General features: G+C 65.2%; 12 protein-coding genes. 7 read left to right on the top strand and 5 right to left on the bottom strand.

Going from position 1 to position 12114, the window contains the following annotated elements; translation table 11 throughout:
- Position 1: 1 nt before the first annotated feature.
- Genes JVX91_RS06495 through JVX91_RS06480 form a run of 4 tightly spaced genes read right to left on the bottom strand, consistent with a single transcriptional unit; the run spans position 2 to position 4521 of the window.
- A complete protein-coding gene (locus JVX91_RS06495; protein ID WP_205338524.1) occupies positions 2-1042 on the bottom strand; it encodes a FliG C-terminal domain-containing protein in 1041 nt (346 codons plus the stop codon).
- Positions 1020-2711, bottom strand: a complete 1692-nt coding sequence (gene fliF, locus JVX91_RS06490) for a flagellar basal-body MS-ring/collar protein FliF (protein WP_205338523.1) — start codon at positions 2709-2711, stop codon at positions 1020-1022. Before fliF ends, JVX91_RS06495 begins: the two co-directional genes overlap by 23 nt.
- A 9-nt stretch (positions 2712-2720) precedes the next feature.
- Positions 2721-3056, bottom strand: a complete 336-nt coding sequence (locus JVX91_RS06485) for a flagellar hook-basal body complex protein FliE (protein ID WP_205338522.1) — start codon at positions 3054-3056, stop codon at positions 2721-2723.
- Positions 3057-3081: 25 nt separating this feature from the next.
- Positions 3082-4521, bottom strand: a complete 1440-nt coding sequence (locus tag JVX91_RS06480) for a sigma-54 dependent transcriptional regulator (protein ID WP_240201709.1) — start codon at positions 4519-4521, stop codon at positions 3082-3084.
- Positions 4522-4933: 412 nt separating this feature from the next.
- On the opposite strand from JVX91_RS06480, the gene JVX91_RS06475 reads away from it, so the two are divergent.
- From JVX91_RS06475 to JVX91_RS06445, 7 genes are read left to right on the top strand one after another with little or no spacing between them, the layout of a single operon-like run.
- Positions 4934-5773: a FliM/FliN family flagellar motor switch protein gene (locus JVX91_RS06475; protein WP_205338521.1), complete on the top strand. Its 840-nt coding sequence runs from the start codon at positions 4934-4936 to the stop codon at positions 5771-5773.
- Positions 5770-6141 carry a FliM/FliN family flagellar motor switch protein gene (locus tag JVX91_RS06470; protein ID WP_205338520.1) on the top strand — a complete coding sequence of 124 codons (372 nt, stop codon included), beginning with the start codon at positions 5770-5772 and terminating at the stop codon, positions 6139-6141. Before JVX91_RS06475 ends, JVX91_RS06470 begins: the two co-directional genes overlap by 4 nt.
- The gene (gene fliP, locus JVX91_RS06465; RefSeq protein WP_205338519.1) at positions 6138-6893 is read left to right on the top strand and encodes a flagellar type III secretion system pore protein FliP; all 756 of its coding nucleotides are present in this window, start codon (positions 6138-6140) and stop codon (positions 6891-6893) included. Before JVX91_RS06470 ends, fliP begins: the two co-directional genes overlap by 4 nt.
- 19 nt (positions 6894-6912) lie before the next feature.
- A complete protein-coding gene (locus JVX91_RS06460) occupies positions 6913-7185 on the top strand; it encodes a flagellar biosynthetic protein FliQ (protein ID WP_045213351.1) in 273 nt (90 codons plus the stop codon).
- A 4-nt stretch (positions 7186-7189) separates the two neighbouring features.
- Entirely contained in the window at positions 7190-7990 is an 801-nt protein-coding gene (fliR, locus tag JVX91_RS06455; protein WP_205338518.1) for a flagellar biosynthetic protein FliR, read from the top strand.
- Positions 7983-9116 (top strand): flagellar biosynthesis protein FlhB, encoded by a 1134-nt coding sequence (gene flhB, locus JVX91_RS06450; protein WP_205338517.1) that lies wholly within the window; start codon positions 7983-7985, stop codon positions 9114-9116. Before fliR ends, flhB begins: the two co-directional genes overlap by 8 nt.
- 2 nt (positions 9117-9118) lie before the next feature.
- Positions 9119-11215, top strand: coding sequence for a flagellar biosynthesis protein FlhA (locus JVX91_RS06445; protein WP_045213356.1), 2097 nt, complete (start codon positions 9119-9121; stop codon positions 11213-11215).
- Between the two features lie 227 nt (positions 11216-11442).
- Here the strand turns inward: JVX91_RS06445 and JVX91_RS06440 are convergent, their stop codons facing one another.
- Complete coding sequence (locus JVX91_RS06440) at positions 11443-11805, bottom strand: PilZ domain-containing protein (protein ID WP_054909495.1); 363 nt, start codon at positions 11803-11805, stop codon at positions 11443-11445.
- Positions 11806-12114: the final 309 nt, after the last annotated feature.

Below are 12114 nucleotides of genomic sequence, written 5' to 3'. Positions count from 1 at the left end.
GTTACTCCACCGTCTGCTCGCGGAACAGCTGCACCTGCAGGTCGCCCTCGGCGGCGAGATCACGCACAACGCCCATGATCTCCTTGCGCACCTGCTCCACGCGGCTCAGCGGCACCGGGCCCTGGCGGCGGTTGATCGACTCCATCTGCTGCATCTGGCGCTTCGGCATGGCGCCCTGGATGGCGCGCACCAGCTCGGGCTCGGCGCCTTTCAACGCGACCACCCACTCGTCCAGCGGGATGACTTCCAGCAGGGTCTGCAGCACTTCCTGGTTCTGCCGGGAGAGGATGAAGAAGTCGTACATCTCATCCTCGATCTTGCCGACCAGGCTGTCGTTGTGGGCGCGCAGCAGCTCGAACATCTGGTTACGGTCGCCCTTGAAGCGGTTCATGATGTCCGCCGCCTGCTTGACCCCGCGTACCTGCGAGCCCTGGGTGGAGAGCACACGCAGGCTGCGGTCGATCAGTTGTTCCAGCTCGGCGATGACGTCGCTGTTCACTTCGCTGAGGTTGGCGATGCGGAACAGCAGTTCGTCCTGGCGTTCGGCGGGCATCGCCTCGAGCACGTCGGTGGCCATGCCCGGCGGCAGGAAGGCGAGGAACACCGCCTGCATCTGCGCGTGTTCCTTGGCGATCAGCGCGGCGAACTGCTTGGGATCGATCCACTCCATGCGCGCCATCTTGGCGCGGATTTCCTCGCCGTAGATGCTGTCCAGCAGGTTGCGCGTGATGTCGCTGCCCAGCGCCTTGCCGAGCATGCCGGCGAGGTAGGAGCGCGAGGCGCCCTTGATGCTGGACTGCAGCTTGTAGTCGTCGAAGAAGCGCCCGATGACGTCGGAGACGGTGTTCTGCTTGACGTTGGACAGCCGCGCCATCGCCTGGCTGATGCTGACGATCTCCTCGCGGCTGAAATTGCGCAGGATGCCCGCGGAGGCTTCGTCACCCATGCTCAGCATGAGGATCGCCGCCTGTTCCAGCGAGCTCACGGCGCGCATCTGCGGGCCGCGCTTTTTCGGTTCTTCAGGCAGGCTCGTGTCGGTCATTGCGGCCAATCCAGTGCTTGATCACTTCCGAGACCCGTTCCGGGTCGTTCTTCGCCAGCATCTGCAGATGCTCGATCTGGTGTTCCAGCCCCGACCCCGGCGCCGGCAGGCGGATCTCCGAGAGCGGGTTCAGCTCGCCGAGGACGTTGAGGCCACCGACGGTTTCATTGGAAAGCGCCAGGCGCCGCTCGGCATCCAGGGCCAGCGGGTAGTCGCCGGCACCGTCGGGCAGGGCCACGGTGGCTGCCGGCTGGGTGCGCTGGGTCAGGCTGCGCACTGCCGGGCGGACGCCGAAGAGCAGGAACAGCAGCGCGATCAGGCCGAGCACGGTGTAGCGCACCAGGGATTGCAGGGCGCTGCTTTCCCACCAGCTCGCCGAGGACTCTTCCACCGCGGTGGCGGCGAACGGGAACACGCTGACGGTGATCAGGTCGCCGCGCTGCGCGTTGAAGCCCACGGCGCTCTTCACCATGGCTTCCAGGTCGGCGCGGGCCTTGTCGGTCCAGCCGCCTTCGGGGGCCGTGCTGGCGTTGATCACCACCGCCACGCTCTGCTGACGCAGGGCAAAGGCCGGGTACTTGATGTGGGTGACGCTCTGGTCGAAATCGTTCTGCCGGGTGGTCTCGTTGCGGGTCGAGGTCGCGGCCTTGTTGTCGGTGCTGGCGGTCTTGCCGTTGCCGGCCGGGGCGTTGGCGTTCTGCGCCTGGCCCTGCTGCGCCTGCGGCGGCGGCTCCGGCGGACGGTTGCTCAGCGAGCCGGGTACGCCAAGGGCCAACTGGTCGAGTGTGGTCTCGTTGCGCAGCGATTCACTGCGCAGACGCGGCGCCTCGCCGTAGGCCTGCAGGGTTTCTTCCTTCTGGCTGAAGTCGATGTCGGCGGAGACGCTGATGCGGTAATTGCCCAGGCCCAGCACCGGCGCCAGCACTTCCTCGACATTGCCCACGGCCTTGCGCTGGTACTCGTCCACCGCCTGCCAGTTCTGCGATGGGCCGCCAGCGCCGTTGATGCCGCGCGACAGCAGCACACCGTTCTGGTCCACCACGCTGACGTCTTCGGGCTTGAGCTGCGGCACGCTGCCGGCCACCAGGTTGACGATGGCGCCGACCTGCTCCGGGCTCAGCCGCTGGCCGGGCGCGAGTTGCAGCAGCACCGAGGCCTTGGCCGGTTCGCGACGGCCTACGACGAAGGAATTGCTGTCCTCGCGGGCGACATGCACACGCGCCTGCTCGATACCCTTCAGGCCCATGATGGTCCGCGCCAGCTCGCCTTCCAGGCTGCGCTTGAGGCGCACGTCCTGGAGGAAATGGCTGGTGCCCAGCGGCTCATCCTTGTCGAACAGCTCGTAGCCAGCCGGCACCGATACCTTCACGCCCTTGGCCGCGAGCAGCATTCGCGCGCGGGCCAGGTCCTCTTCGCGCACCAGCACCTGGCCGCTCTGCGGGTGCAGGCGATAGTCGAAGGCTTCGGCGTCCAGCACCTGCATCACGTCGGCGGCCGGGTAGGCTTCGCCGGCGCCGTACAGCGGGCGGTAGGCCCCCTGGTCGCGCCATAGATAGAAGACCACGGCGGCGGCCAGCAACGCAGCGCCCAGGGCGATAACGAGCAGCCCCAGGCGCGGGTCGAGCTTGAGTTTGTCGAGCGGCAGGCGCCCTTTGAGTTTCTGCAGCACTGTCAGTCCTTACAGCGGCATGCGGATGATTTCGTCGAAGGCGCCGGTGAGCTTGTTGCGCACCTGCAGCAGCGCAGAGAACGACACGCTGGCCTTCTGACTCTGGATCATGGCGCCGACCAGGTCGTCGCTCTGGCCGCTGTCCACCGCGGCCATGGCGGCGCTGGACTGGTGCTGCTCGGCGTCCACCGAACGCAGCGCCTGCTCAAAGCTGGCGCCGATGCCCTGCGCCGGCGCATTGCCGGAAAGCTGCGCGGCGGGCCGCACGGCCGGGCCGCTGGCCAGGTCGGCGTAGCGGTTCATCCGGTCCAGCATGTCCTGCTGCACCTGCATGATCGAACTCATGGAAGGTCTCCCCCGGAAGACGAAATCAGAAGTGCACCTGCACGCCCTGCTCACGCATCGCGTTGAGCCGGTAGCGCAGTGCGCGGGTGGTCATGCCCAGGCTCTCGGCGGCCTTGGTCTTGTGCCCGCCGAAACGGCGGATGGTGTCGATCACGTGCTGGTACTCGGCGAGCTTGCCGCTGGCGCGCAGCGCAGCGCGGCCGCCCTCGGCCGCCAGCGGGATCACCGCGGCAACGGTGGCCATGGGCGCTTCCGGCGCAGCCAGGCCGAGGTCGCGAGGCTGGATGAACAGGCCGTTGCGCAGCACCAGGGCGCGTTGCAGGGTGTTCTCCAGCTCGCGCACGTTGCCCGGCCAGTCGTGCTGCAACAGCGCGCGGCTGGCGGACTCGGTGAGCAGGTCGTGCTCGGCGTCCTGCGGGGCGTACTGGCGGATGAAGCGGCGGGCCAGTGGCAGCACGTCCTCCTTGCGCTCGCGCAGGGGGGAGATGTGCAGCGGCAGCACGTCGAGGCGGAACATCAGGTCGGCGCGGAAGCGCCCTTCGTTGACCTCGGCCTGCAGGTCGCGGTTGGTGGCGGCGATGATGCGCACGTCCAGCTCGATCTCGCGGCGTCCGCCCAGGCGCTCCACGCGCTGCTCCTGCAGCACGCGCAGCAGCTTGGCCTGCAGCGCCAGCGGCAGTTCGCCGATCTCGTCCAGCAGCAGGGTGCCGCCATTGGCCAGCTCGAACTTGCCCGGCTGGGCAGTCACCGCGCCAGTGAAGGCGCCGCGTTCGTGGCCGAAGAGGATGGATTCGAGCATCGCCTCGGGGATCGCTGCGCAGTTCACTGCGATGAAGGGCGCGTCCGGGCTGGCGATGCCGTGGATGTAGCGGGCCAGCAGCTCCTTGCCGGTGCCGGTCTCGCCGGTGATCAGGATCGGCGCGCGGGTCTGCGCGACGCGTTGCGCCATGGCCAGCAGGCGGCGGCCGGCCTGGGAACGCGAGACGAACAGTTCCTGGGCGGCGCTGGAAGCTTCCTGGCGGCGCAGCAGCGCGGCCAGCTGGCCGGCGCCAAAGGGTGACAGCAGGTAGTCGACGCAACCGAGGTCGAGCAGGGTGGCGGCCTTGTCCTGCTCTTCATAGCCGACGATGGGCACCACATCGCGTTCGCGACCGTCGCTGAGCAGCGCGCCGACCTGCGCATAAAGGTCGGGCGCGGGGAAGGCGCCAGCGAGGATGAACAGCAGGGAGGCGTCGCTGCGTGCGCGAGCCAGTTCGGCGAACCCGGAGAAGCGTTCGACGCGGCAACCTTCGGCCAGCAGCGCCTGCAATAGAAGCGCGTGAGCGGCGTCCGAGGACGGCCCGATGATCGCAACTTTTTTCTGCGCAGGCCGCTCTTCGAGCAGCGTTTCACATAAATGATCGATCGACTGGCTTAAACTGGTCACCGCAACTTTCCATTCGCTAGTGCGTTCGATAGCCGCCATTCGTTACATCGCTTGCGTCTCCCGAAACATACATCGGGAACAGCGGAACGTTTTCCAGGACGGCTTATCTCACGGGTGGCATTGCAGCAACTTACGTCTCCATGAAGTTGCGCAACCTATAACCAACCCGCCCACACTAACAAGTGCCAGTAAATCGCCATAGCTTCCCGCCGATTAATTAAGATCAATAGACAAAAAGTTCCGTCAAAAACAGCATTTGATATCTATTGATTTAATCGGGCGACCTCAGATCGCTATCATTGCGCCATGTCAGCAGCCTGTGACGCAGCAGTCACGGGCCTCCTGACAGACAGAGCATGCCGCGAGCAACGATCAGCCGACCCCGGCGGTCAAGACACCTTGCGTGTCCTTGGGCAGATGGCAGATCGAACCTGGAAGTACGACGCTGAGCATGACTGGCAAATCAAAAGTCCACCATGGCGTGCCCGCCGACAGTCTGATTCGACTGAAACCGCAGAAACTCGGCCGGCATTATCACAAGATTCCGCAGCATATCAAAGAGATCTCCGGAAAGTATCCGCGGATCATCAGCGACTATTTCCTGCGGCATTATCGAATCAATCTCGAACTGGATAACCTGCGTATTCACGAGGAACTTCCCCGTGAACTGGAATGCCTGTTCGATTCGCCTTTGGGCAAGTTCGGTTTCGCCATGGACCGTGCCCTGCTGACCGAAGTCATCGAGTGTTATTACGGCGGCACCCTGGTCGCCAATCGCGATACGCCGCCGATCAGCAGCTCCGAGCAACGCATGCTCGACCGCCTCGGCCTGGACGTGGTCGACCTGTTCGGCCGCGCCCTGCTGATGGGCGAGTCGGTGGGCCGGCTGCAGCAGATCGACCCCACCTATGAAGAGGTGCAGTGGGAGTACGTGGCCGAGTTCAGCTACGTCAGCCACCTGACTGGCGAACATTCCTCGCTCTACCTCTACCTGGACAACCCGCTGGCGGACGAACTCACCCGCCGCCTCGCCGGCCCGCCACCACCGCGCCTGACCGGCAACCCGGTGGAGCACATCAAGCACCTGCCGCTGCGCCTGGATTGCGTCGTCGCCGCCGCCAGGATGCCGCTCTCGCAAGTGCTCGGCCTGGAGCCTGGCGATGTGCTGACGATCCGCCCGCTGGACCGCGTCGAGGTCCGCGTGAACCAGCAGAAGCTGTTCCGCGGCGCCATCTTCGAAGACGACGGCACCCTCTTCCTCTCCTCCCTGGAAAGCGTGAAAAACCCATGACCGGTTCTCTCTCCGACTCCGAGTTCGAGTCGCTGATCAACGATGGCGACCTCGACCTGACCCAGGACGTCACCGACATCCCCGCCGAGCCCGTGCGCGCGTCGCTGCCGCAGCAGGACCTGAGCTTCTTCGGCAAGATTCCGGTGAACGTCACCCTGGAGGTCGCCTCGGTCGAGATCTCGCTGAAGGAGCTGATGGACGTCGACGCCAACAGCGTGATCATCCTCGACAAGCTCGCCGGCGAGCCGCTGGACGTGAAGGTCAATGGCGCGCTGTTCGCCAAGGCCGAAGTGGTGGTGATGAACGGCAACTATGGCCTGCGCGTGCTGGAACTGTGCGGCGCCAGCCTGGACGCGCTGACCGCATGATCTGGCGCCGACGCCTGGCGGCTGCGGGCCTTTGCCTGGCCGCCCTGTGCCCGCTCTACGCGCAGGCGGCCGGCGGCGAGGTCACGCTGTTCAACCTGCACGACACGGCGGACGGCCAGGCCTTCAGCGTCAAGCTGCAGATCCTCATCGTCATGACACTGCTGGGCTTCCTCCCGGCGATGCTCATGCTGATGACCTGCTTCACCCGTTTCGTCATCGTGCTGGCGATCCTCCGGCAGGCCATCGGCCTGCAGCAGAGCCCGCCGAACAACGTGCTGGTGGGCATTGCCCTGATCATGACGCTGCTGGTGATGCGCCCGGTGTGGCAGGACATCTACGTCAACGCCTACCAGCCCTTCGAGGCCGACCAGATCAGCCTGGAAGACGGCCTGGGCCACGCCAAGCAGACGCTGAGCCGCTTCATGCTCGCGCAGACCAACCGCACCTCGCTGGAAACCATGGTCTCGCTGGCCGGCGAAACCCTGCCGGAGAAACTGGAGGACCTGGACTTCTCCCTGCTGCTGCCGTCCTTCGTGCTCAGCGAGCTGAAGACCGCGTTCCAGCTGGGCTTCATGATCTTCATCCCGTTCCTGGTGATCGACCTGGTGGTGGCGAGCGTGCTGATGGCGATGGGCATGATGATGCTCTCGCCGATGATGATCTCGCTGCCGTTCAAGCTGATGATCTTCGTGCTGGTGGACGGCTGGGCCCTGATGATGGGCACGCTGACCAGCAGCGTGCAGCCGTTCTAGCGGCCTTTCGGAAAACGCCATGCTTACCCCGGAAAGCGCCGTCGACATCGTTTCCAACGCCGTGCACATCACCGCGCTGATCGTCTGCGTGCTGATCGTGCCGAGCCTGATCGGCGGCCTGCTGGTCAGCATTTTCCAGGCCGCCACGCAGATCAACGAACAGATGCTCAGCTTCCTGCCACGCCTGCTGATCACCCTGGGGATGCTGGTGTTCGCCGGGCACTGGATCCTGCGCACCCTGTCCGAACTGTTCATCGAGTCGTTCCACCAGGCAGGCCGCCTGGTCGGCTGATGCCATGCAGCAAGGTGCATCCATCCTGCAGGCCTTCGACTACCTGCAAACGCTGCAGGCCTGGTGGTGGCCCTTCTGCCGGATCATGGCGGTGTTCGCCCTGGCGCCGATCTTCAGCCACAAGGCGATCCCCATGCGCCTGCGCATCCTCCTCGGCCTGGCGCTGACCGTCGCCCTCGGCGCCGCGCTGCCGCGCCCGCCGGCCATCGATCCGCTGTCGGCCCAGGGGTTGTTGGTGGCACTGGAGCAGGTCGCCTTCGGCCTGATGCTGGGCCTGGCGCTGATGCTGGTGTTCACCGTGTTCACCCTGGTGGGCGACGTGATCTCCACCCAGCTCGGCCTGAGCATGGCGGTGTACAACGATCCCATGAACGGCGTGTCGTCGTCCTCGATCCTCTACCAGCTGTACTTCATCCTGCTGGTGTTCCTGTTCCTTTCCATCGACGGCCACCTGCTGGTGGTGAGCATCCTCTACCAGAGCTTCGTCTACTGGCCGGTGGGCAGCGGCCTGCATTACCTGGGGCTGGAATCGGTGGCCGGCAGCCTGGCCTGGGTATTCGCCGCCGCGGTGCTGATCACCCTGCCGGTGGTGTTCTGCATGACCCTCGTGCAGTTCTGCTTCGGCCTGCTCAACCGCATCTCGCCGGCGCTGAACCTGTTCTCCCTGGGCTTTCCCATGGCCGTGCTGGCTGGCCTGATGTGCATCTGGCTGACCCTGCCGGACATCCCCGAGAACTACCTGAAGCTCACCCGCCAACTGCTCGACGCCATCGGCGTGATCTTCCGCGAGGGGCACCATGGCTGACCAGCACAGTGCCCAGGAGAAGACGGAAGAGGCCTCCCAGCAGAAGCTCAAGAAGAGCCGCGAGGATGGTCAGGTCAGCCGCTCCAAGGACCTCTCCACCACGCTCTCGCTGCTGGCCACGCTGATCGCCCTGAAGTTCTGCGTGGAGCATTTCTACGACGGCCTGAAGCAGGGCTTCGCGCTGTCCTTCATCGACCTGAGGAACAGCGAGATCGGCCTCGACGACCTGCCGCTGGTGCTCGGCCACCACCTGGTGCTGTTCATCACCACGCTGCTGCCGCTGCTGGTCACGCCACTGCTGGTGGTGCTGTTCTCGATGATCCCCGGCGGCTGGATCTTCTCCAGCAAGAACTTCATGCCCAAGCTGTCGAAGCTCAACCCGATCACCGGGTTCGGCCGCATCTTCTCGCTGCAGAACTGGACGGAGCTGGCCAAGTCGCTGCTGAAGATCGCCGTGCTGATCGCTGTCGCCCTTTACCAACTGCACGGCGCCCTGCCCGGCCTGCTCGCCTTGCAGCGCGGCGATGTGCGCAGTGCCATCGCCACGGCCTTCGGCACCTTCTACGACATCACGCTTTCACTGCTGGTGGTGTTCATCCTGTTCTCGGTCATCGATATCCCGATCCAGTACTTCTTCTTCAAGAAGAAGCTGCGCATGACCAAGCAGGAGCGCAAGGAAGAGCACAAGAACCAGGAAGGCCGCCCGGAGGTGAAGGCGCGCATCCGCCAGTTGCAGCGCCAGCTGGTGCACCGGCAGATCAGCAAGACGATCAAGACCGCCGACGTGGTGATAGTGAACCCGGTGCACTTCGCCGTGGCGCTGCGCTATGACCCGAAGAAGGCCCAGGCGCCCTACGTGGTCGCCAAGGGCCTGGACGAGACCGCGCTGTACATCCGCAAGATGGCCAAGGCCCATGACCTCGAAGTGCTCGAACTGCCGCCGCTGGCCCGTGCGATCTACGCCACCACCCAGGTGAACCAGCAGATCCCGGCGCAGCTGTACAAGGCCGTCGCCCACGTCCTGACCTACATCCTCCAGCTCAAGGCCTGGCGCTCCGGGCGCCGTGAACGCCCGGAGCTGATCCGTAACGTCCCCATTCCCGAAGAACTGCTGAACAGAGTCTGACCATGCGCCTACTGCAGTCACTATTGCCGACCTTCCAGAGCGGCCGCATCGGCATCCCGCTGATCATCCTGTCGATCCTCTCGATGATCATCCTGCCGCTGCCGCCGCTGGTGCTGGACGCCCTGTTCACCTTCAACATCGTCGTGGCGATCCTGGTGCTGCTGGTCAGCGTGTCGTCGAAGAGTCCGCTGGACTTCTCGCTGCTGCCCACGGTGATCCTGGTCACCACGCTGCTGCGCCTGACCCTCAACGTCGCTTCCACTCGCGTGGTGCTGCTCGACGGCCACACCGGCACGGGCGCGGCGGGCAAGGTGATCGAGGCCTTCGGCCACGTGGTGATCGGCGGCAACTTCATCGTCGGCCTGATCGTCTTCGTGATCCTGATGATCATCAACTTCATGGTCATCACCAAGGGCGGCGAGCGCATCTCCGAGGTGACCGCGCGCTTCACCCTGGACGCCCTGCCCGGCAAGCAGATGGCCATCGACGCCGACCTCAACGCCGGCCTGATCGACCAGAACGAAGCCAAGCGCCGCCGCTCGGAAGTGGCCAAGGAAGCCGACTTCTACGGCGCGATGGACGGCGCCTCGAAGTTCGTCCGTGGCGACGCCATCGCCGGCATCCTGATCCTGCTGATCAACCTGTTCGGCGGCCTGGCCATCGGCGTGTTCGTCTACGACCTGCCAGCCGGCGCAGCCTTCCAGCGTTACGCCCTGCTGACCATCGGCGACGGCCTGGTGGCGCAGATTCCGGCGCTGCTGCTGTCCACCGCGGCGGCGATCATCGTCACGCGGGTCAACGAGTCGGCGGAAATCACCAGCCTGGTGCGCCGGCAGATGCTCGCCTCGCCGTCGCTGCTGTACACCGTCGCCGGCATCCTCGTGGTGCTCGGCCTGGTGCCGGGCATGCCGCACACCGCCTTCTTCGCCTTCGCCGCGCTGGTGGCCTTCATCGCCTGGCGGCTATCGCTGGCCGGCCCGCCCATCGAAGCACAGACGCTGGAGCAGACCCAGGCGCTGACGCACGCGATGGACCAGGAAAAGGCGCAGCAGCTGGCCTGGGAAGACATCCCGCTGGTGGAGCGGCTGTCGATCTCGCTGGGCTACAAGTTGGTCAGCCTGGTCAACGAGGCCAGCGGCGCGCCGCTGCCGCAACGGATTCGCGGGGTACGCCAGACGCTCTCGGAGAACCTCGGCTTCCTCCTGCCGGAAGTGCAGATCCGCGACAGCCTGCGCCTGAAGGCCTCGCAGTACGCCATCCACATCAACGGCGAGCGCATCGACGGCGCGGAAATCCACGCCGACCGGCTGATGGCGATTCCCTCGCCGGAGCTGTACGGCGAGATCGACGGCATCCTCGGCGTCGACCCGGCGTACCGCATGCAGGTGGTGTGGATTCTCCCGGCCGACAAATCCCGCGCACTGAACCTGGGCTACCAGGTGATCGATTGCGCCAGCGTGGTCGCCACGCACCTGAACAAGGTGGTGCGCGAGCACCTGCCGGACATCTTCAAGCACGACGACGTCGAGCACCTGATGCAGCGCCTGACCCTGCAGGCGCCCAAGCTGGCCGAATCGCTGAAGGCGCAGCTGACCTATTCGCAGCAGCACCGGGTGTTCCGCCAGCTGCTGCAGGAAGAAGTGCCACTGAAGGACATCGTCACCATCGCCAGCGCCCTGCTCGAAGGCAGCGAGACCACCAAGGACCCGGTGCTGCTGGCTTCCGATGTGCGCTACGCGCTGCGCCGCAGCATCGTTTCCTCGATTGCCGGCGACCGGCCGGAGCTAACCGTGTTCGTCCTGGAGAACGCCCTGGAGAACACCCTGCTCGGCGCCCTGAGCATCGCCCAGCAGGCCGGTCCGGTGAGCCTGGACAATATTCCGGTGGAGCCCAGCCTGCTCAACCAGCTGCAGCACAGCATGCCGGTGGTGAAGGAAAAACTGCGCAAGGAAGGCCACCCGCCGATCCTCACCGTGATGCCGCAACTGCGGCCTCTGCTGGCGCGCTATGCGCGGGTGTTCAGTCCGGGGCTGCATGTGCTGTCGCAGAACGAGATTCCGGAGCGGGTGGGGGTGCAGATATTGGGGACGTTGGGGTGATGAGGTCTGGCGGAGCGGGTGCTTTCCTGAGCGCCCGGTGTGTGTGCTTTCCCCTCACCCTAACCCTCTCCCAAAGGGAGAGGGGACTGTCCGGAGCGGGCTGGTAGTTGCAGGCTCGCCGGCTGACTCCGGAATAGCCACAACACACCGAACGGCCCCCTCTCCCCCTGGGAGAGGGCTGGGGTGAGGGCCCGCCCGAGCGCCGAACTACCCCACCCGCAAATCCATCACGACAACCGCGCCCGCCCCAACAAACTGCGGTTGAAACTCACCGACATCGACGTCACCAGCTCGGTAAACGCCGCACTCGGCCGATCCAGCTTGAACCCCTGCTCGAAGCGAGCATTCTTGGCGTCCTTCTTCGACCACTGGCAGATCGCAGTGATATCCACCGATCGGGTGTGGTCCTCACGCACCGGAATCTCCAGGCGCATGTCGTAGCAACTGCCCGGCGCCAGTGGCTCCTCCGTCACCAGCCGCAAACCTCCCATCGAGACATCGAGCACCGTCCCCATGGAATCGCCGCTCAGGCGGTTGGTCACGTTGATCTGGCCGATGTGGCGGAAGGTCAATCGACGGTGCTTGCGCATGCTGGCCTCTTGTAGGGAACGGGCTCTGGGACGGACAGGTAAGAAAAACGCGCGCGCATCCTAGCAGCGCCAGCCGCTCAAACGAACTCAAAAGCTATCAACTGGCCAGTATTCAGCAAGAAATCCCGCGCCTTCCATCGCCCGGCACGCCGCTGCAACCACGCAGCAGATACTCTGCAAACTGCGCTGCGCACTTGCACAGAGTGCTGCGATTTTGCACACACCCCTTCCGCGCCCCCACGGCGCACGGGCGTTTCAGGCTGGCATGCAACATGCCTTGCTCTCCCTGCGGGCCGCCGAGTGGCCGCA

This window comes from Pseudomonas sp. PDNC002 (genome assembly GCF_016919445.1).
Taxonomy (GTDB): Bacteria; Pseudomonadota; Gammaproteobacteria; order Pseudomonadales; family Pseudomonadaceae; genus Pseudomonas.
Note: the sequence above shows the minus strand (reverse complement) of the source record. Positions and strands in the feature narration are given on the sequence as shown.